The organism is Pseudomonas sp. Lb2C2, from assembly GCF_052112205.1.
Classification (GTDB): Bacteria; Pseudomonadota; Gammaproteobacteria; order Pseudomonadales; family Pseudomonadaceae; genus Aquipseudomonas; species Aquipseudomonas kilonensis.
On record NZ_JAUTYW010000006.1, the window covers coordinates 217235 to 237868 of the forward strand.

At 61.6% G+C, this 20634-nt stretch carries 13 protein-coding genes; 7 read left to right on the forward strand and 6 right to left on the reverse strand.

The genetic code is table 11. The features are described from left to right. Positions 1 to 7 precede the first annotated feature (7 nt). From aceF to msrA, 4 genes are all read left to right on the forward strand, one after another. Positions 8 to 1654, forward strand: a complete 1647-nt coding sequence (gene aceF, locus Q7F16_RS19605; protein WP_079301607.1) for a dihydrolipoyllysine-residue acetyltransferase — start codon at positions 8 to 10, stop codon at positions 1652 to 1654. 402 nt (positions 1655 to 2056) lie between these two features. Beyond that, on the forward strand, positions 2057 to 3448 hold the full coding sequence (locus tag Q7F16_RS19610; protein ID WP_409556687.1) for an alkaline phosphatase D family protein: 1392 nt from the start codon (positions 2057 to 2059) through the stop codon (positions 3446 to 3448). Between the two features lie 182 nt (positions 3449 to 3630). Further along, positions 3631 to 6324: a putative bifunctional diguanylate cyclase/phosphodiesterase gene (locus Q7F16_RS19615; RefSeq protein WP_409556686.1), complete on the forward strand. Its 2694-nt coding sequence runs from the start codon at positions 3631 to 3633 to the stop codon at positions 6322 to 6324. Between the two features lie 84 nt (positions 6325 to 6408). Further along, a complete protein-coding gene (gene msrA, locus Q7F16_RS19620; protein WP_046065711.1) occupies positions 6409 to 7056 on the forward strand; it encodes a peptide-methionine (S)-S-oxide reductase MsrA in 648 nt (215 codons plus the stop codon). A 218-nt stretch (positions 7057 to 7274) separates the two neighbouring features. Here msrA and Q7F16_RS19625 read toward each other — a convergent pair whose 3' ends face one another. The 3 genes from Q7F16_RS19625 to Q7F16_RS19635 form a co-directional block, all read right to left on the reverse strand. After that, positions 7275 to 8114, reverse strand: a complete 840-nt coding sequence (locus Q7F16_RS19625) for a 23S rRNA (adenine(2030)-N(6))-methyltransferase RlmJ (RefSeq protein WP_003197086.1) — start codon at positions 8112 to 8114, stop codon at positions 7275 to 7277. Between the two features lie 81 nt (positions 8115 to 8195). After that, positions 8196 to 8927 (reverse strand): DUF4123 domain-containing protein, encoded by a 732-nt coding sequence (locus tag Q7F16_RS19630; RefSeq protein ID WP_409556685.1) that lies wholly within the window; start codon positions 8925 to 8927, stop codon positions 8196 to 8198. Further along, a complete protein-coding gene (locus Q7F16_RS19635) occupies positions 8924 to 10981 on the reverse strand; it encodes a type VI secretion system Vgr family protein (protein ID WP_409556684.1) in 2058 nt (685 codons plus the stop codon). The genes Q7F16_RS19630 and Q7F16_RS19635 overlap by 4 nt, the downstream gene beginning before the upstream one ends. A 267-nt stretch (positions 10982 to 11248) precedes the next feature. Here Q7F16_RS19635 and Q7F16_RS19640 point away from each other — a divergent pair, with 267 nt between their 5' ends. Beyond that, the gene (locus tag Q7F16_RS19640) at positions 11249 to 11743 is read left to right on the forward strand and encodes a DUF2165 family protein (RefSeq protein WP_409556683.1); all 495 of its coding nucleotides are present in this window, start codon (positions 11249 to 11251) and stop codon (positions 11741 to 11743) included. Positions 11744 to 11832: 89 nt separating this feature from the next. Here the strand turns inward: Q7F16_RS19640 and putP are convergent, their stop codons facing one another. Then, entirely contained in the window at positions 11833 to 13317 is a 1485-nt protein-coding gene (putP, locus tag Q7F16_RS19645) for a sodium/proline symporter PutP (RefSeq protein WP_046065705.1), read from the reverse strand. A 463-nt stretch (positions 13318 to 13780) separates the two neighbouring features. On the opposite strand from putP, the gene putA reads away from it, so the two are divergent. Together putA and Q7F16_RS19655 are read left to right on the forward strand one after the other, a co-directional pair. Beyond that, positions 13781 to 17734, forward strand: a complete 3954-nt coding sequence (putA, locus tag Q7F16_RS19650; RefSeq protein ID WP_409556682.1) for a trifunctional transcriptional regulator/proline dehydrogenase/L-glutamate gamma-semialdehyde dehydrogenase — start codon at positions 13781 to 13783, stop codon at positions 17732 to 17734. Positions 17735 to 18021: 287 nt separating this feature from the next. Further along, positions 18022 to 19824 (forward strand): acyl-CoA dehydrogenase, encoded by a 1803-nt coding sequence (locus Q7F16_RS19655; protein WP_409556681.1) that lies wholly within the window; start codon positions 18022 to 18024, stop codon positions 19822 to 19824. A gap of 217 nt (positions 19825 to 20041) precedes the next feature. Here the strand turns inward: Q7F16_RS19655 and Q7F16_RS19660 are convergent, their stop codons facing one another. After that, positions 20042 to 20344 carry a cell division protein ZapA gene (locus tag Q7F16_RS19660; protein WP_018601295.1) on the reverse strand — a complete coding sequence of 101 codons (303 nt, stop codon included), beginning with the start codon at positions 20342 to 20344 and terminating at the stop codon, positions 20042 to 20044. Further along, on the reverse strand, positions 20341 to 20571 hold the full coding sequence (locus tag Q7F16_RS19665; protein WP_003197071.1) for a hypothetical protein: 231 nt from the start codon (positions 20569 to 20571) through the stop codon (positions 20341 to 20343). Before Q7F16_RS19665 ends, Q7F16_RS19660 begins: the two co-directional genes overlap by 4 nt. Positions 20572 to 20634: the final 63 nt, after the last annotated feature.

Here is a 20634-nt window from a genome sequence, read left to right on the forward strand (position 1 = left end):
AATTTTCGTGAGCGAACTCATTCGCGTACCTGACATCGGCAGCGGTGAAGGTGAAGTAATTGAACTGTTTGTGAAGGTCGGCGACCGTATCGAAGCCGACCAGAGCATCCTGACGCTTGAATCGGACAAGGCCAGCATGGAAGTGCCTGCGCCGAAGGCCGGTGTCATCAAGAGCTTGAAAGTGAAGCTGGGCGACCGCCTGAAAGAAGGCGACGAACTGCTGGAGCTGGAAGTCGAAGGCGCCGCTGCGGCGCCTGAAGCGGCGGCCCCTGCTGCTGCCCCGGCGGCGGCTGAAAAGCCTGCCGCTGCACCGGCTGCTGCGGCAGCTCCCGCTCCGGCTGCTGCGCCTGCCGCTGCCACGGTCCAGGACATTCATGTCCCGGACATCGGTTCGTCGGGCAAGGCCAAGATCATCGAAGTGCTGGTCAAGGTGGGCGACACCGTCGAAGCCGACCAGTCGCTGATCACCCTGGAATCCGACAAGGCCAGCATGGAGATCCCATCGCCGGCTGCCGGCGTGGTGGAAAGCATCGCGGTCAAGCTGGAAGATGAAGTGGGCACAGGCGATTTCATCCTCAAGCTGAAAGTAGCCGGTGCCGCCGCACCTGCCGCGCCCGCCCAAGCCGCTGCGCCTGCCGCCAAAACTGAAGCCGCTCCGGCCCCGGCAGCCGCGCCTGCCGCGCCTGCCGCCAAGGCCGAGGCTGCCCCAGCCCCGGTCGCCGCGCCTGCGCCAAGCGGTGCCAAGGTGCACGCCGGCCCTGCGGTGCGTCAGCTGGCCCGTGAATTCGGTGTCGAGCTGTCCGCCGTCGGCCCAAGCGGCCCTCACGGTCGCGTGCTCAAAGAAGACGTGCAAGCCTACGTCAAGGCCATGATGCAGAAGGCCAAGAACGCACCGGCCGAAGGCGCCACTGGCGGCGCGGGCATTCCGCCAATCCCGGCGGTGGACTTCAGTCGCTTCGGCGAAACCGAAGAAGTGGCCATGACTCGCCTGATGCAGATCGGCGCGTCGAGCCTGCACCGCAGCTGGCTGAACATTCCGCACGTGACTCAGTTCGACCAGGCCGACATCACCGAGCTGGAAGCTTTCCGCGTCGCGCAGAAAGCCGTGGCGGAAAAGGCCGGCGTGAAGCTGACCGTACTGCCTCTGCTGCTCAAGGCTTGTGCACACCTGCTCAAGGAACTGCCGGACTTCAACGCCTCCCTGGCCCCAAGCGGCAAGGCTGTGATCCGCAAGAAATACGTGCACATCGGCTTTGCCGTCGACACCCCGGAAGGCCTGCTGGTGCCGGTCATCCGCAACGTCGACCAGAAGAGCCTGCTGCAACTGGCTGCCGAAGCCGCTGCCCTGGCCGAAAAAGCCCGGAACAAGAAGCTCACCGCCGACGACATGCAAGGCGCCTGCTTCACCATTTCCAGCCTCGGCCACATTGGCGGTACCGGCTTCACGCCGATCGTCAACGCGCCGGAAGTGGCGATCCTGGGTGTTTCCAAGGCCACCATCCAGCCTGTCTGGGACGGTAAAGCCTTCCAGCCGAAGCTGATGTTGCCACTGTCGCTGTCCTACGATCACCGTGTGATCAACGGCGCCGCCGCTGCACGCTTCACCAAGCGCTTGAGCGACCTGCTGGGCGACATCCGCACCATCCTGCTGTAACACCGGGCGGCCCTCCCTTGCGGAGGGTCATTCGGCGCACTGTTTTCCGAGCGCCACGCTCGTACCTCAACCCCGCCCGTTTGGCGGGGCTTTTTTTTGCCTGGAATTCAAGCCAGACAGCCTGGATGTTGGATGTGCCGGCCTCATCGCGAGCAAGCTCGCCCCCACAATGGACTTGTGGTGTTCCTGTGGGAGCGAGCTTGCTCGCGATGGCGGAAGGTCAGGCGACGCGGCAACTTTCCTACCACACAAGTTTTAAATGACTACACCCCCTGTTAGTCATTACCCACAACCTGCGCCCCCTTCCCTATCGATATTTATGGCGCGCCGGGCTTTAGCATCAAGACCGCCAAGGCAACTTGATGTTTGCCCCCACTACTGAAACGTCGAATGGATTCGAATATGTTCAAACCTACCGTTGGCCCCATTGTCGGCCACACGACAACGGATCACGCCCGGATATTCCTGCGCGGCGATCGCGGCAACAACCGGGTATTCGCCGGCATTCGCCACCGGTGCCAAGGCGATACACACTGGTCGAAAGGGGACTTTGTCCACCTGAAGGCCTACCGCGACATGTCCGATGTCATCGTGTTGAAAGGCCTTCAACCCGACACCGCCTACGAATACCAGGCCGGCTGGTTCAGCCCCCTGGGCCCGACCCATACCGTGGAAACCGTCCAGGCACTGCCGCTGCAATGGCCCAGGAACACCTACTGCTTACGCACCCCGGCCAGCAAAACCGATGCGCCATGCGCTTATATCGTGGGCTCTTGCCGCTACTTGCGAATCGCCGCCGGCACCCCGTTGCTACCGGGGCTTGGGGACCGCACCTTTGCCGGCATCAACCGCATCGTGGCGCAGGCCGACCCACCGATCAGCGCAGTATTGATGACCGGCGATCAGGTTTACCTGGATGACCTGAATGTCATCGGACCGGACCGAACCTATCAGAACATCCTTTTCAGATACCGGTCGGTATTTACCCAGCCGCATATCCGGAAACTGATGTCTGGCACCCCTACCTACATGATCCTTGACGACCATGAGATCGAAGACAACTGGCCCGCCAGGAAAACCGGAAACGACGATGTTCTATACGCCAATGCCATGGGCGCTTATGGGCTTTATCAGGCCAGCCACGGGCCCGCCCATGAACTGTCGAGCGACGGAACATTAAACAAGTCGTTAATGCGCTACTGGTACACCTTCACCCACGGCGATATCCATTGGTTCGTCACCGACAGCCGGACGCAACGCAACCTGTCGGCGGACGATCGGCGCATTCTCGACGAGGAACAGGAACAGTCCCTGCTCCAATGGCTTATCAACAGCACCGCCCGGGTCAAACTCGTCGTGACCAGCGTCATGTTCTTCCCTGACAGCAAGCACAATGACGGCGACGCCTGGCAGGCCTTCCCGGAGCAACGCCTGCGCCTGCTGGAAACCATACGCCACCATCGGATCAAAAACGTGGTTTTCATCTCGGGCGATGTCCACGGCTCCATGACCAGCCGCCTGCGTCACAGCGAGGATCCTGATTTCGAGGTCAACACCGTGGTTTCCTCGCCGTTCTACAACAGCAAATTGCTGCCTTTTGCAAAAGCCTCGGATTTTATTTTCCACAGGCCGATGGCCCGCACCCAAAGTGGTGAGTACCGCTATGAACTGACCAGCAAAGTGGTGAGTCAGGACAACTTCGCCCACCTGCATGTCACGGCGCAGAGCCTTCAAGTCACCTTCCACGACCGGGACGGCAAGCCCTTGCAGACGGTCGATATCCCGCTGCGATGACCGCCCATGCCCTCTGATCGATCGGCGACTGGAGAAATCCCCTCGTCGGCCGATAAAAGGTTTATAGCACTTGGCCTTCATCTCTCTTGTCAGCCAGTGCCGCAATGATGCAACCTTGCGCCAATCCGTAATAACGAGGGCGTCAGCCCGGCGCGATCAGCATTTTCGAAGCGAGTTTCCCCATGAAAAGCCAACCCGATGCCGCCAGCCGTATGGCGGCCGAGGTAGTGACGCAGTTACCGGTGCCCTCGCGGCTCGGTATGCTGCGTTTCGAACGGCTGAATGAAGCAAGCTGGGCGCTGTTGTTCCTCGATCCCAACTGCGAGCGATACTTCGGCCTGCCGGCGGTAGAGCTGTGCTCGCTGGTCAGTGCGCCCTACGCCAGCTTGATGGAGCCAGAAGCACGCTATCAGTTGCACGACGCCATCCAGCAACAATTGGCCCAGGCCACGCATTACCAGATTCGCTACACGCTCCACACCGCCAAGGGCCCGATGAACGTGCTGGAGACGGGTGAAGCCTATAAGCAACACAATCGTCATCTGCTGCGCGGTTACCTGCTGGAGGTGGACAATTTGCTGCAAGGCGAACCCTCCATGCCAGCCCTGGACCTGGAAACCCAGAATTCACGCCTGCAGATCGCCCTGGAACTGAACCAGCGCGCCCAACAAGAGCAGCTCCAGCACCTGGACCGGGTACGCGCCCAACAGGACCTGATCCTGCTACTGACCCGCCAACGCTACAGTGCCAACAACTCCCTGCTCGAAGCGGCCGAACTCATCACCCGCAGCGCCTGCAACATCTACCAGATCGACTGCGCCAGCCTCTGGAATCTGGACGACGGCAAACTGGTGCCGATTTCCGCCTACAACCGCGCTGCCCAGGAATACTTCCTGCCGGCGGTGATCGACGCCAGCGAGTTTCCCGACTACATGGAGGCGCTGCAGACCTGCCGCGCCATTGACGCCCACAATGCGATGCGCGACCCGCGCACTCGGGAAATGGCCGAAAGCCTGCGCGCCCGTGACGTCAATGCCGTTCTCGACGCCAGCGTGCGTATCGACGGCCAGGTGGTGGGCGTGCTGTGCCTGGAGCAAGTGGGCGTCACCCGCGCCTGGCAGTCGGATGAAATCGCCTTTGCCGGCGAGCTGGCGGACCAGTTCGCCCAAGTCATCAACAACCACAACCGCCGCACTGCCACCAGCGCCCTGCACTTGTTCCAGCGCGCCGTGGAGCAGAGTGCCAACGCGTTCCTGCTGGTCAATTGCGACGGTGTGGTGGAGTACGTCAACCCGAGCTTCACCGCGATCACCCAGTACACCACCGAGGAAGTCCACGGCCAACGCCTCTCGGAACTGCCAGCCCTGGAGAACCTCAGCGAACTGCTGTTCGACGCGCCATCGGCACTGGCCCAAAGCAACAGTTGGCAGGGTGAGTTCAAGAGTCGGCGCAAGAACCTGGAGCCCTACTGGGGCCAGTTGTCGATTTCCAAGGTCTACGGCGATAACCGCGAGCTGACCCATTACATCGGCATCTACGAAGACATCACCCAGACCAAGCTGGCCCAGCAGCGCATCGAGCGCCTGGCCTACACCGACAACCTGACCAATCTGGGCAACCGCCCGGCGTTCATTCGCAACCTCGATGAACGCTTCGCCCGGGACAGTGATTCGCCCATCAGCCTGCTGCTGGTGGACATCGATAACTTCAAGCGCATCAACGACAGCCTCGGCCACCAGACTGGTGACAAACTGCTGATCAGCCTGGCCCGGCGCCTGCGCAACAGCTTGAGCCCCAGCGGCAGCCTGGCGCGCTTCGCCAGTAACGAGTTCGCTGTGCTGCTGGATGATACTGGCCTGGAAGCCGGGCAGCAGATCGCCAGCCAATTGCTGATGACCCTCGACAAACCCATGTTCGTCGATAACCAACTGATCAGCGTGACCGGCTCCGTGGGCCTGGCCTGCGCCCCGCTGCATGGCCGCGATCCACAGACCCTGATGCGCAACGCCGGCCTCGCCCTGCACAAGGCCAAGGCCAACGGCAAGCACCAGGTCCAGGTGTTCACCGAGGCGCTGAATGCCGAGGCCAGTTACAAGCTGTTCGTGGAAAACAACCTGCGTCGCGCCTTGACCCAGAACGAACTGGACGTGTTCTACCAACCCAAGTTGTGCCTGCGCAGCGGCCGTCTGCTGGGCATGGAGGCGTTGCTGCGCTGGAATCATCCGGAAAAGGGCATGATCCGCCCGGACCAATTCATCAGCGTGGCCGAAGAAACCGGCCTGATCATCCCCATCGGCAAATGGATTGCCCGCCAGGCTTGCCGGATGAGCAAACAGCTGACCGCGGCCGGCCTGGGCAACCTGCAAGTGGCGATCAACCTGTCGCCCAAGCAGTTTTCCGACCCGGACCTGGTCGCCTCCATCGCCAGTATCCTCAAGGAGGAACAACTGCCGGCCCGGTTGCTGGAACTGGAGCTGACCGAAGGCCTGTTGCTGGAAGCCACCGAAGACACCCATTTGCAGCTCGACCAGCTCAAGCGCCTTGGACTGACCCTGGCCATGGACGACTTCGGCACCGGTTATTCATCCCTCAGTTACCTGAAAAAATTCCCGATCGACATCATCAAGATCGATCGCAGCTTCATCCATGAGATCCCGGACAACCAGGACGACATGGAAATCACCTCGGCGGTGATTGCCATGGCCCACAACCTGAAACTCAAGGTCGTGGCCGAAGGCATCGAAACCGCCCAGCAACTGGCGTTCCTGCGGCGTCACCGTTGCGACGTCGGCCAGGGCTACCTGTTTGACCGACCGATCCCCGGCGCCGAGCTGGTCGAAAAGCTCAAGCGCTACCCGCGCGGGCCTCTGGTCTGACAGCCGCGTATAGCTTGCGGCGGCTTTTCTGAGGCACACTGACTGTCTATTTCGCTCAACTCAATCTGACTGAGAGGACTGATGATGGTCTTGCGCTCGGAAATCCTGGTGAACAAAAACGTGCTCCCTACTAAAGAACAAGCCCTGCCTGGCCGTGAAACCCCGATGAGCGTGCCGGAAAAACACTTCGTCCTCGACGCGCCGCTGCTGGGCCCGTTTGCCATGGACGTGGATTTCGCGATCTTCGGCCTCGGCTGCTTCTGGGGCGCAGAGCGCAAGTTCTGGCAGCGCGAAGGCGTGGTCAGTACGGCGGTGGGTTACGCCGGCGGCTTCACGCCGAACCCGACGTATGAAGAAGTCTGTTCGGGTCTGACCGGCCACAGTGAAGTGGTACTGGTGGTCTATGAGCCGGCAAAAGTCAGCTACGAGCAGCTTTTGAAAATGTTCTGGGAACTGCACAACCCGACCCAGGGCATGCGCCAGGGGAATGACATCGGCACCCAGTACCGTTCAGTGATCTATGCCACCAACCCCGCTCAACTGGCGGCGGCCAAACACAGCGAGCAAGTGTTCCAGGCCGAGTTGACCAAGGCCGGCAAAGGCACCATCACGACCGAAATCGAAGAAGCGCCGACGCTCTACTTCGCAGAGGCCTACCACCAGCAGTACCTGGCGAAGAATCCTGAAGGCTATTGCGGGATTGGCGGTACGGGCGTGACCTGCCCGATCTGACTGTCGGGCCCCAGATCCAGTGTGGGAGCTGAGCTTGTGGGAGCAAGGCTTGCCCGCGATGCGGCGGCACATTCAACATCAATGCAGCTGAACCACCGTCATCGCGAGCAAGCTTGGCTCCCACAGGGACCTGTGGCAGTTGCAGTTCCGTGAACACTCCGCACCTCCGGTGGGAGCGAGCCTGCTCGCGATAGCGCCCTTCCAGGCGCCAGCAAAACTCAGCTCTCAGCGATCAACCAATCCATCTGCCACCCGCCCTGGGTCTGCCCCAGCTTTTTCGACAGCCATGGCAGCAGCTCACGCAACTCCTCCTCCAGCCCCCACGGCGGGTTGGCAATCGCCAGGCCGGAGCCGTTCAGGCTGTTGGGCGTCGCCAGTGGATGCACCAGCAGTTCCACCCGCAACAGCTTCGGCGCGCCCGTGCCGGCCAGGTCCTGGTAGAAGCGGCGCAACATCCGCTGGTCCTTTACCGGATACCAGATCGCGGCCACCGTCTGGCGCATCCGGCCAATGGCCTCCTTGAGGGAGGCGGCGCAGCGCTGCATCTCGTCAAGCTGCTCGAAGGGCGGGTCGATCAGCATCAGGGCACGCTTCTCTGCCACCGGCAGCAGTGCCCGCGGCACATGCCAGCCCTCACCCAGGTGCACCGCCACGCGACGGTCGCCTTTCATGTTGTCCTTGAGCAACACGCCGTCTTCAGGGTGTTTCTCATTGAGCAGCACACGGTCCTGGGAGCGGGTCAGGCGCCGCGCCAGCTCCGGCGAGCCCGGGTAGTAGCGCAACTGGCCGTCCGGGTTCATTTCGTGCAGCACCTTCATGTAATCGGCGGTCAACGGCGGCAGATCGCTCTCGCCCCACAACCGCGCAATGCCTTCCAGGTACTCACCGGTACGGTTGGCCTGGTCACCCTGCAGGTCGTACAGCCCGATGCCCGCGTGGGTATCGAGATAGGCGAAGGGCTGCTCCTTGCGCGACATCAGCGCGATGAGGCGGGTCAAGGTCAGGTGTTTGAACACGTCGGCGTGATTGCCGGCGTGGAAGGCGTGGCGATAATTCATGGCGGCTCCTGCGAAGGGCGACGAGTTTACCTCGAAGCGCGTCGGACGTCAGGGGTTCGCAGCCCGGCGGACAGGCCACCATCAGCCCAGCTCTCGCAGCAAATACACCTGCAATGGCACCTTTTGCACCTCAACCGGCTCCGATCGCTCAAGAAAGTGGGCAATCTTGCAGCGCAAGATGCTGCGATCGACCCGCTCGGACACATACGGATGCTCCTCGCCCAGCCAAGCGAGCAAGTTATCCAACAGACAGTCCGTTGGGCCCTCGGCCATTGCGTCCAATAGTGCGACGGGCACTTGCCACCAGGGAAAAGCCTGGGCCGGCCGCTGGGCATTTCCCACGACCTCAAGGGATTGCCCATTGATCAGGCAGCGCTTGATGACCGGCAAGAGTTGCCCGGCCTCCACCGCCGTCGATTGCAGGATCGGCCGCACAAAGCGCCCATCCCAAAAACGCAGGAAGACCGGCTTGCCACCGGGCAACAGCACCTGCGTGAGCCCTCGCAAGTGTTCGGCGAGGGTTTCCTGGCTCACACACGAAACCGCCAGCCACCCCCAATCGAGGGAGTCGCTGGCGGCTACCCAATCAAGAAACCCACTGTCTGCGCTGACCAGCCCTACATAGGGCATGACCGCTTCCCACTCGGCGTAGGGCGTGTCGGCCCAGATCGGGCTGGCTGCCGAGCTCATCGAACGCCGCCAGGCCGACAACGCCCCGGCGCTACTGGCATTGCTGAAAATGGCGAAAAGTTGCTCGGAGGCCTGTAAGGGGTGTTCCTCAAGCCAGGCGCGGGGAGATTGATCGCTGTTCATGCACGCCCCCGGACATCGACAGGTTTGTGAACGACCGGCGGCGCTGCACAGGCGCCATTCCTGCAACGCTCACACTCCTCACAGAACGGTGCCGAGCTTTGGAAACTGAGGCGTTGTGCAACGGAAAGAGCAAGTGCCTCTGCAGCGACCAGCTTCTCGGCACTGCCCGCAGAGCCCGATGCCGCACTCATGGCCGTCATCCGCGCCCCTCCAAGTTCGATCGGCACGCTGCTGTAAATCCCACCGGCGCCGATGTTGATCCAGTGGCCGCCGGCCTGGAGGGTCAGACTGGCACCCGCTTCCAATACCACTTGCTGGCCGGCGCTGACATGAAACTGCTGGCTGGCGTTCAGGACCTGGCTGGTGACACGAATATGCCGCTCGCCGCTCACCAGCAGATGGTCGTCCTGCCGCACTTCTGCCCGGCGCCGACCGTGGGTCAGGCGCTGCTCATCGGCCTTGAGCTCGTGCCGTGCCGTACCGGCGACAACGATGCTGCGCTCGTGATCGACCTGCACTCGCTGGTCATGCAGCACATGCTGGGTCCAGTTGCGCTGGGCCCGCAGGTAGATCTCTTCGGCGCCCTTGCGATCCTCGATGCGCAATTCGTTGTAGCCTCCCCCGCCCGGGCTGCTCTGGCTGCGCAACAGGCTGCGAGTCTTGTCTGCCGGCAGGTCCAGCGGCACCGGGTTGGCGCCATTGGGCAGACACCCCACCACCAATGGCTTGTCCACGTCACCATCGATGAACCCCACCAGGACTTCCATACCGACCCGGGGAATCATCACTGCGCCATAGTGATCGTGAGCCCAACCGGAGGCCACTCGCAGCCAGCAACTGGAGTGCTCGTCGCGTTGACCGTCGCGATCCCAGACCAGTTGCACCTTGACCCGTCCGAATTCATCGCAATGGATCTCGCTGTCGACCGGCCCGGTCACCACCGCCGACTGATAACCATGGGCACGGGGCTTTTCGTGATGCAAAGGTGGCCGAAAGAACACGTCCCATGGCGTGGCAAGAAAGGTATTTTTGTAGCCCTGGAATTCATCCGGGCCAGCGCTGGCTGTTTCTTCCAGCACCTGCGGTTGACGGCCATGATGACCGATATGCGTCAGGAGCCAGAGATCATTCCACGGCTCTCGGGGATGTTCCTTGATCCGCATGAAATGTCCGCTGACGAAGGCGCGTTCATCACTGCCGCCCTCCGCCACGCGGTGGTCGGCGCCATGGCGCTCAAGGGCGCGCCGGGTCAGATGCTTGCCGTCGTCACGGGCGCAGAATCCGCCGGGATAGTGATAGTCCTCGAGCATCGGGCTCTGCCGATTGTCGAGGTGGGTTTGCAGTAACAAACCGGGCTTGCGGAAGTCGTAATCGCGCAACGTCACGGCAGTGGTACGGGTCTGGAGCCGCACCGCCAGGCGCTTGATGGCCGGCTCGTCGGCGGCCATGCCGCTGTCTGGCAGGTACAGTGTCGATTCGGGCAGGCGGGGAAACACCGTCTGGTCGTCACCGAACACCAGCAGATGGCCGTCAGGGCTGTGCCTGAAGTGATAGTGGATACCGACTTCGGCGCAAATCCGCTCGATGAAGGCCAGGTCGCTTTCGCCATACTGCACACAATATTCACGCTCGGGGTATTGCCCGCCAAGCGCGAACTGGCAGGCATCCGCCAGGATCCCGTGTTCCTTCAACACCCGGGCGACGATATCGGGCACGCTCAGGTGCTGGAAAATACGCTGGTTGATGCGATGACGCAGGTAGGCCAGGCGGGGCACCAGGCTGACCTGGTAAAGGGTCAGGCGCTTGCCCGAATCCCCCTGGGCCACGCTATAGACCTGGCCGTGTATGCCGCCGCCCCAGTCGTCGAACCCCAGGAATGCCTGGCGATGCAGAAGCTCTTCCAGTGCCAGGTCGGACCGTTCGCTGACCAGTTCCAGGTCGAAGCGATAGGGCTGGCTGATGGCTTCCTTGCCTTTGAACTCAAGCACCTTGAGTTCATTCGGCCCGCTGTCGAGCGTCAGCGTGAAACGCGATGAGTTGGCAGGCGGGAACATCCGATGTGCCTCTGCGAAATGGAGGCGGGCGATTCTGCACGAGCGATAGGGGGAGTGCATGGGAGGTCAGAAAAAACAGATTTGCCCTACATCCAAGAAGCTAAAAGCTGCAAAACGTGATGCATTTTCCGATAGACATTTGAGGTATCGCGACCAACCGCAACCGTCCTACGTATGAATCAGCCGCTTCTTGCAAGGTCACCGATTTCTGGGCTGTGGTGGGCGTGATAACGTGCCTTGGTCGCAAAAAAGCAAAGGACGCACGGCATGACGACACGTTACGCAAAAATCGCAATGACCCTGGCGCTCGCCGCATTCGCCTTCCTGACCGTGTTCAATAACGTCACGGACTACAGCTCCAACTTCAATTTCGTCCATCACGTACTTAGCATGGATACCACCTTTCCCGACAATGCCGCCCGGTATCGGGCCATCGATCAACCGTGGATGTGGCACGGGGCCTATTGGCTGATTATCCTCGGCGAAGCGATGACGGCAGGGTTGCTGGGCTACGGCGCACTGGAACTGTGGCTGGCACGCCAGGCCGAGGCCGCGGTTTTCGCCCGCGCCAAGCGCTGGGCCGTTGCCGGCCTGACGGTGGGTTTCTTCGTCTGGTTCTTTGGTTTCATGGTGGTCGGCGGCGAATGGTTCCTGATGTGGCAATCAGAAATCTGGAACGGCCAGGACGCTGCGTTCAGGTTCTATATGGCGATTTTGGGCGTGCTGATCTTTCTCAACCAGCCTGATGCCAACCCGGACTGACGCCCATGAAAAAACGGCCCGCCTCCATTGGAGACGGGCCGTTTTTCATGCAAACCCTCCTGCGAGCCATCGAGGCCTCGCTGAAGGCCTTACTGGTTCAGACGGAAATCTTTCTCGGCTGCTTCGAAGCGCTGCAGCATACCCGCGGTAGGCGCGCCCATCTTGCTGACAATGTAGATGGCCAGGCTGGCGAAGATGAAGCCCGGGATGATTTCGTACAGGCCCAGCAGCTCGAAGTGCTTCCAGACGATCACGGTGATCGCACCCACCAGGATGCCGGCGAGCGCGCCATTGCGGGTCATGTTCTTCCAGATCACGGAGATCAGGACAACCGGGCCGAAGGCGGCACCGAAACCGGCCCAGGCGTAGCTCACCAGGCCCAGTACACGGTTTTCCGGGTTGGCAGCCAGGGCGATGGCGACCAAGGCCACCAGCAGCACCATGGCACGGCCGACCCAGACCAGTTCCAGCTGGGAAGCGCCCTTGCGCAGGAAGGTCTTGTAGAAGTCTTCGGTCAGGGCACTGGAGCACACCAGCAACTGGCAGCTCAGGGTACTCATCACCGCCGCCAGGATGGCCGACAGCAGCACACCCGCGACCCATGGGTTGAACAGCAGTTTTGCCAGTTCAATGAACACACGCTCAGGGTTCTCGGTCACGGGACCGGCCACGTCAGGGTGCGCCGAGAAGTAAGCGATACCGAAGAAGCCCACAGCCACGGTGCCGCCCAGGCACAGGATCATCCAGGCCATGGAGATGCGACGCGCCTTGGCGATCGACTTGACCGAATCCGCCGCCATGAAGCGCGCCAGGATGTGCGGTTGGCCGAAGTAGCCCAAGCCCCAGCCCATCAGCGAGATCACGCCGATGAAGGTAGTGTTTTTCAGCATGTCGAAGGACGAAGGGTCTTTCGCTTCGATGGCCAGGAACGTGGTGTCCACACCACCGGTGGCCAGCAGCACGATGATCGGCGTAAGGATCAGCGCGAAGATCATCAGGGTGGCTTGCACGGTGTCGGTCCAGCTCACGGCCAGGAAACCACCGACGAAGGTGTAGGCGATGGTCGCCGCAGCACCGGCCCACAGCGCGGTCTCGTAGGACATGCCGAAGGTGCTTTCGAACAGACGGGCGCCGGCCACAATGCCGGAAGCGCAGTAGATGGTGAAGAACACCAGGATGACCACCGCCGAGATGATCCGCAGCAGGCCGCTCTTGTCTTCGAAACGGCTGGAGAAGTAGTCCGGCAGCGTCAGTGCGTCACCGTTGTGCTCGGTCTGCACCCGCAGGCGACCGGCCACGAACAGCCAGTTGAGATAGGCACCGACGATCAGGCCGATGGCGATCCAGCTTTCCGACAGGCCGGACATGTAGATGGCACCCGGCAACCCCATCAACAACCAGCCGCTCATGTCCGAAGCACCGGCGGACAATGCCGTTACCACGCTGCCCAGGCTGCGACCGCCCAGGATGTAATCGGAAAGGTTGTTGGTGGAGCGGTAAGCCATCAGACCGATCAGGACCATGGCTGCGATATAGATCACGAAAGTGATCAAGGTGGGATTACTAACACTCATGAGTTACGCCCTGGCTTTGTTTTTATGTAGCGGTGGCAGTTGAAAGCGTCGACAACACGGACGTTATAGCGACGATTTGCAGTCCCGCGAATTTATGACTGATGTTTCCCCAGGAAAGCCATCAGCCGATGCCCCTCGACGTTGAAGTCGGTTGCACCTTGGCCGCGAATGCTATTCAACAAATCAAATAAGGTGCAACCAGTTTCGTTCGAATAAGTTGCACCTGATCGGTTTTATCGCAAAATCTGTGTTTTTTGCTCCCTTTTAGTGCAGTTTCCGGCACTCAGCTAGAAGCTAAAGCACTAAGCCGGTGCATGATCAACCGGGCAACATTTGCTTCCGGATGAGCTGCCTGTCATTTCGAGAAAAAAAGGGTTGCACCCGGTTGCACCTCAATCATCCCGCAGCTAATCTTGCCGCCAGCTGATGCCACGCAATACGTGGTAAACATGAGGATAAAAATATGGCTACCACCACCCTTGGGGTCAAACTCGACGACCCGACCCGCGAACGCCTCAAGGCGGCCGCAACCTCGATTGATCGCACGCCGCACTGGCTGATCAAGCAGGCAATTTTCAATTACCTGGAAAAACTCGAGGGTGGTGCAACCCTGACCGAGCTGAACGGTTCACCTCGCATCGACAGCGATGATGCCGGCGATGTGCAGGTCGACCATGCTCACCAATGCTTCCTCGAATTTGCCGAGAGCATCCTGCCGCAGTCGGTCCTGCGCGCCTCCATCACCGCCGCTTACCGTCGCCCTGAGCCGGAAGTGGTGCCGATGCTGATCGAGCAGGCCCGCCTGCCGGCGCAAATGGCCGAAGCCACCAACAAGTTGGCCGCCTCCATAGCGGAAAAGCTGCGCAACCAGAAAAGTGCCGGCGGCCGTGCCGGTATCGTTCAAGGTTTGCTGCAGGAATTTTCCCTGTCGTCCCAGGAAGGCGTGGCCCTGATGTGCCTGGCGGAGGCGCTGCTGCGCATCCCGGACAAAGGCACCCGTGACGCGCTGATCCGCGACAAGATCAGCACCGGTAACTGGCAGCCACATTTGGGCAACAGCCCGTCGCTGTTCGTCAACGCCGCCACTTGGGGCCTGCTGCTGACCGGCAAGCTGGTCGCCACCCATAACGAAGCGGGCCTGACCTCTTCCCTGAGCCGCATCATCGGCAAGAGCGGCGAGCCGATGATCCGCAAGGGCGTCGACATGGCCATGCGCCTGATGGGCGAACAGTTCGTCACCGGCGAAACCATCGCCGAGGCCCTGGCCAACGCGAGCAAGTTCGAAGCCAAGGGCTTCCGCTATTCCTACGACATGCTGGGTGAAGCCGCGCTCACCGAACATGACGCCCAGAAGTACCTGGCCTCGTACGAACAAGCCATCCATTCGATCGGCAAAGCCTCCCACGGTCGTGGGATTTATGAAGGCCCGGGCATTTCCATCAAGCTCTCGGCCCTGCACCCGCGCTACAGCCGCGCCCAGTACGAGCGCGTCATGGACGAGCTGTACCCGCGCCTGCTGTCGCTGACCCTGCTGGCCAAGCAATACGACATCGGCCTGAACATCGACGCCGAAGAGGCCGACCGTCTCGAACTGTCGCTGGATCTGCTGGAGCGCCTGTGCTTCGAGCCGCAACTGACCGGCTGGAACGGCATCGGTTTCGTGATCCAGGCCTACCAGAAGCGTTGCCCGTATGTGATCGACTACGTCATCGACCTGGCCCGCCGTAGCCGCCACCGGTTGATGATTCGTCTGGTAAAAGGTGCGTACTGGGACAGCGAGATCAAGCGCGCCCAGGTCGAAGGCCTGGAAGGCTATCCGGTCTATACCCGCAAGGTGTACACCGACGTGTCCTACATCGCTTGCGCCCGCAAGCTGCTGTCGGTGCCGGAAGTCATCTACCCGCAGTTCGCCACGCACAACGCCCATACCCTGGCAGCCATCTACCACATCGCCGGTCAGAACTATTACCCGGGCCAGTACGAATTCCAGTGCCTGCACGGCATGGGTGAACCGCTGTACGAACAGGTTGTAGGCAAGGTTTCCGAAGGCAAGCTGAACCGTCCGTGCCGTGTGTACGCACCGGTCGGCACCCACGAAACTCTGCTGGCGTACCTGGTACGTCGCCTGCTGGAAAACGGCGCGAACACTTCGTTCGTCAACCGTATCGCCGACCAGTCCATCTCGATTCAGGAGCTGGTGGCCGATCCAGTGGCCAGCATCGAGCAAATGGCGACGCTGGAAGGCGGTTTCGGCCTGCCGCACCCGCGCATCCCACTGCCGCGCGACCTGTATGGCAGCGACCGCGCCAACTCCAGCGGCATCGACCTGGCCAACGAACATCGTTTGGCGTCGCTGTCCTGCGCCCTGCTTGCCACTGCCCATAACGATTGGAAAGCCGTGCCGATGCTCGGTTGCGCTGCCAGCGAAGAAACCCCGGCCCCCGTACTGAACCCGTCCGATCACCGCGACGTGGTCGGCCATGTACAGGAAGCCACCGTCGCCGACGTCGACAACGCCATCCAGTGCGCCCTCAATGCCGCACCGATCTGGCAAGCCACGCCGCCAGCCGAGCGCGCCGCGATCCTCGAACGTGCCGCCGACCTGATGGAAGGCGAGATCCAGCCGCTGATGGGCCTGCTGGCCCGCGAAGCCGGCAAGACCTTCGCCAACGCCATTGCTGAAGTGCGTGAAGCCGTGGATTTCCTGCGCTACTACGCGGTGCAGGCGCGCAACGATTTCACCAACGATGCCCACCGCCCACTGGGTCCGGTGGTCTGCATCAGCCCGTGGAACTTCCCGCTGGCGATTTTCAGCGGCCAGGTCGCCGCTGCCCTGGCCGCCGGCAACCCGGTATTGGCCAAACCCGCCGAGCAGACGCCATTGGTGGCTGCCCAGGCTGTGCGCCTGATGCTCGAAGCCGGCATTCCGGAAGGCGTGCTGCAACTGCTGCCGGGGCGCGGCGAAACCGTCGGTGCCCGCCTGGTGGGTGACGATCGGGTCAAAGGCGTAATGTTCACCGGCTCCACCGAAGTCGCTCGCCTGCTGCAACGCAACATCGCCGGCCGCCTGGACAACCAGGGTCGTCCGATCCCACTGATCGCCGAAACCGGCGGCCAGAACGCCATGATCGTCGACTCCTCGGCGCTGACCGAACAAGTAGTCATCGACGTGGTGTCGTCGGCCTTCGACAGTGCCGGCCAGCGTTGCTCGGCCCTGCGGGTCCTGTGCCTGCAGGAAGATTCCGCCGACCGCGTCATCGAAATGCTCAAGGGCGCCATGGCCGAATCGCGCCTCGGCAACCCTGAGCGTCTGTCCGTGGACATCGGCCCGGTGATCGACGCCGAAGCCAAGGCCGGCATCGAGAAACACATCCAGGCCATGCGCGACAAAGGTCGCACCGTGTACCAGATGGCAATCGCCGACAGCGACGAGTGCAAGCGCGGCACCTTTGTCATGCCAACCCTGATCGAGCTGGAAAGCTTCGATGAACTGCAACGCGAGATCTTCGGTCCGGTGTTGCACGTGGTGCGCTACAAGCGCAAGGAACTGGATCAGTTGATCAACCAGATCAACGCTTCCGGCTACGGCCTGACCCTGGGTGTGCACACGCGCATCGACGAGACCATCGCCAAGGTCATCGACAATGTGCATGCCGGCAACGTCTACGTGAACCGCAACATTGTCGGCGCCGTGGTCGGTGTGCAGCCGTTTGGTGGCGAAGGCCTGTCGGGCACCGGTCCCAAGGCCGGTGGCCCGCTGTACCTGTACCGCCTGCTGTCGACCCGTCCTACCGATGCGATCCAGCAATCCTTCGTCCGTGGCGATGCCCTGGTGGCGCCGGACCTGCGTTTGCGCGAGGCCATGGGTAAACCGCTGGCCGCGCTGCAAGCCTGGGCCGACAGCCAGAAGCTCGCCGAACTGAGTACCGTGTGCGTGCAATTCGCAGCCCAGTCGCAAAGCGGTATTACCCGGACCCTGACCGGCCCGACCGGCGAGCGCAACAGCTACGCCATCCTGCCGCGCGAGCACGTGTTGTGCCTGGCCGACGTGGAAGGCGACCTGCTGACGCAACTGGCGGCCGTACTGGCCGTGGGCGGCTCGGCCGTGTGGCCGGAAACCGACACCAGCAAGGCCTTGTTCGCACGCTTGCCGAAAGACCTGCAGGCGCGCATCCAGCGGGTGGCCGACTGGAGCAAGGACGAAGTGCTGTTCGACGCGGTCCTGCATCACGGCGATTCAGACCAGCTGCGCGGTGTTTGCCAGCAGGTAGCCAAGCGCGCCGGCGCCATCGTCGGGGTCCATGGCCTGTCCCAGGGCGAAACCAGCGTGGCGCTGGAGCGCCTGGTGATCGAGCGAGCCTTGAGCGTCAACACCGCGGCCGCGGGGGGTAACGCCAGCTTGATGACTATCGGCTAAACCGCTGTAAACCAGGCACCCGCAATGGGTGCCTGGTAGTAGGAAATCCCTGTGGGAGCGAACTTTGTGGGAGCAAAGCTTGCTCGCGATCCAGGCGCCGCGGTTCTCAGAGACCGCGGCGTTTTCATCGCGGGCAAGCCTTGCTCCCACAAAGCCTGATCCCACAGAGTTCGCTCCCACATTGGGATTAGTGTCGCCCTCACCTCTGCATCACTGTCATCAATCATCCTGTTCAGCCTTTATCAGTACGCCTAGACTCGGCCCATCCCAAGAAAAGGTAGGCCGCCATGTCCGAGACGCTGCTCAGTTCCCGCAATCTGGCTTTCGAGCTGTATGAAGTCCTCGATGCCGAGGGCCTGACCCAGCGCGACCGGTTTGCCGAGCACAATCGCGAAACCTTCGACGCCGCCATCGATACGGCCCGCAGCATCGCCGAGAAATTTTTCGCGCCCCACAACCGCAAGAACGATGAAAACGAACCGCGCTACGAGAACGGCGAGGCAATTCTGATTCCCGAGGTGAAACCGGCGGTGGACGCCTTCCTCGAGGCGGGCTTTCTCAATGCCGCACGCAGCTTCGAGGCGGGCGGCATGCAACTGCCGACGTTGCTGTCCCAGGCCTGCTTCGCGCACTTCCAGTCGGCCAACGCCGCTTCGACCTCTTATCCGTTCCTGACCATGGGCGCGGCGAACCTGATCGAGAGCTTCGGCAGCGAGGAGCAGAAGCAACGCTTCCTGCAACCGATGATCGACGGTCGTTTCTTCGGCACCATGGCCCTGACGGAGCCCCATGCAGGCTCTTCGCTGTCGGATATTCGTACGCGCGCGGAGCCTGCGTCCGACGGCACCTATCGACTCAAAGGCAACAAGATCTTCATTTCTGGCGGCGATCATCCGTTGTCGGAAAACATCGTGCACATGGTCCTGGCGAAATTGCCGGACGCGCCGCCGGGCGTGAAAGGCATTTCGCTGTTTATCGTGCCCAAGTTCCTGGTCAACGACGACGGCAGCCTCGGCCCGCGTAACGACGTGCTGCTGGCCGGGCTGTTTCACAAGATGGGCTGGCGTGGCACCACCTCCACCGCGCTGAACTTCGGCGACAACGGCGAATGTGTCGGTTACCTCGTAGGCAAACCGCACCACGGTCTGAGCTACATGTTCCAGATGATGAACGAGGCGCGGATCGGCGTCGGCATGGGCGCGGTGATGCTCGGTTACGCCGGCTACCTGTATTCCCTGGAATACGCCCGCGAACGCCCGCAGGGCCGGGTGCCCGACAGCAAGGATCCGACCACTGCCCCCGTGGCGATCATCCAGCACGCCGATGTGCGCCGCATGCTGCTGACCCAGAAGGCCTACGTTGAAGGTTCGTTTGACCTGGGCCTGTACGCGGCGCGCTTGTTCGACGACACCACCACCCTGGACAGCGAAGCCGAGCGCCGGCGCGCCCATGAACTGCTGGACCTGCTGACCCCCATCGTTAAGTCGTGGCCCTCGGAGTTCTGCCTGAAAGCCAACGAACTGGCGATCCAGATTCTCGGTGGCCACGGCTACACCCGCGAATACCCGGTGGAGCAGTATTACCGCGACAACCGCCTGAACCCGATCCATGAAGGCACCCACGGCATCCAGTCCCTGGACCTGCTGGGGCGAAAACTGGCGCAGAACGGCGGTGCCGGGCTCAAACAATTGATCCGGCTGGTGGCCGACACCACCGAACGCGCCCAGGCGCACGCATCACTGACACCGTTACGCCAGCCGCTGGAAGCGCTGGTGGCGCGCCTGCAAACCGTCACCCTCGGCCTGCTGACGGACCTGGGCCAAGGCAAGGTCAACACCAGCCTCGCCAACTCGGCGCTGTACCTGAAGGTGTTTGGGCACATGGTGATCGGCTGGCGCTGGCTGGAACAGGCGATTCGTGCCGAGGAAGGCCTGGCCAAGGGGAATACCGCAGACAGCGACTTCTATAAAGGCAAGCTGCAAGCGGCGCGCTACTTCTTGACCTGGGAAGTGCCGGGTTGCCATCATGAGCTGGCGATTCTTGAGGCGCGGGATGATACGTGCCTGGGGATGCGGGATGAGTGGTTCTGAGCCGGGTCATGCAGCGGGGCTGAATCTCATCGCGAGCAGGCTCGCTCCCACAAGGGGTTTCAAGTGGACATAACATCTGCGTTCACCACCGATCCACTGTGGGAGCGAGCTTGCTCGCGATAGCGGTGTTTCAGCCAACACACAGGTAACTGTGCTGACGCTATCGCGAGCAAGCTCGCTCCCACACAAGCCCCACAGTCACCGTTCGCTAACGGTTTCAGGCCTGCTGAATGGTCTTGGCAATCACATCGACCGTGGCGCTGACTTGCTCTTGGTAACGGTCGAGTTCCGCTTGATGTTGCTTCTGCATTTCCATCTGCTGCGAACACAGGTTCATGGCCGCCAATACCAACAGGCGATCACCGATCAGCGTCGGGTATTTCCTTTTCGTGTCGGCCAGTGCGGCCTTGAGCATGGCAGCGGCGTCCAACAGGGCCTGTTCCTGCCCGGTCGGCGCTTTGATTGAATAGTCTTCTCCCAGGATCGAGATGACTGTCACCCCATCGGCGCCGTGCTTCATGCGCTGACAGGCCCGGCGCTGGCGCGCTCGATCAAGGCCTGGATGCGGGCGGCGGTGGTGCCGTGCAGTTCTTCCTGTTCCATCAGGCTCAGTTGCAGGCTTTCGTTTTCATCCTTGACCTTGGCAAGCTCCGCGCCCAGGGTTTCGTTCAGGCCGGTGAGGTGACGGTTCTGTTGCACCAGGTCATTGACCAGTTGCTCCAGCTGGCTGAGGGATGTTTCCAACATATTGATTTCCAGGCTTTTTCATGGGGCGCGTACGATAAAGAAAAGTCACTGCCAATGCCACGC

Bases quoted from the DNA above. Each gene is read 5' to 3' on its own strand.
- Q7F16_RS19630 (WP_409556685.1), bottom strand. From the start codon at position 8,927: ATGAACAGCGATCAATCTCCCCGCGCCTGGCTTGAGGAACACCCCTTA.
- Q7F16_RS19665 (WP_003197071.1), bottom strand. From the start codon at position 20,571: ATGTTGGAAACATCCCTCAGCCAGCTGGAGCAACTGGTCAATGACCTG.
- Q7F16_RS19655 (WP_409556681.1), top strand. From the start codon at position 18,022: ATGTCCGAGACGCTGCTCAGTTCCCGCAATCTGGCTTTCGAGCTGTAT.
- msrA (WP_046065711.1), top strand. From the start codon at position 6,409: ATGGTCTTGCGCTCGGAAATCCTGGTGAACAAAAACGTGCTCCCTACT.
- Q7F16_RS19625 (WP_003197086.1), bottom strand. From the start codon at position 8,114: ATGAATTATCGCCACGCCTTCCACGCCGGCAATCACGCCGACGTGTTC.
- putP (WP_046065705.1), bottom strand. From the start codon at position 13,317: ATGAGTGTTAGTAATCCCACCTTGATCACTTTCGTGATCTATATCGCA.
- Q7F16_RS19660 (WP_018601295.1), bottom strand. From the start codon at position 20,344: ATGAAGCACGGCGCCGATGGGGTGACAGTCATCTCGATCCTGGGAGAA.
- Q7F16_RS19610 (WP_409556687.1), top strand. From the start codon at position 2,057: ATGTTCAAACCTACCGTTGGCCCCATTGTCGGCCACACGACAACGGAT.
- Q7F16_RS19640 (WP_409556683.1), top strand. From the start codon at position 11,249: ATGACGACACGTTACGCAAAAATCGCAATGACCCTGGCGCTCGCCGCA.
- Q7F16_RS19635 (WP_409556684.1), bottom strand. From the start codon at position 10,981: ATGTTCCCGCCTGCCAACTCATCGCGTTTCACGCTGACGCTCGACAGC.
- putA (WP_409556682.1), top strand. From the start codon at position 13,781: ATGGCTACCACCACCCTTGGGGTCAAACTCGACGACCCGACCCGCGAA.
- Q7F16_RS19615 (WP_409556686.1), top strand. From the start codon at position 3,631: ATGAAAAGCCAACCCGATGCCGCCAGCCGTATGGCGGCCGAGGTAGTG.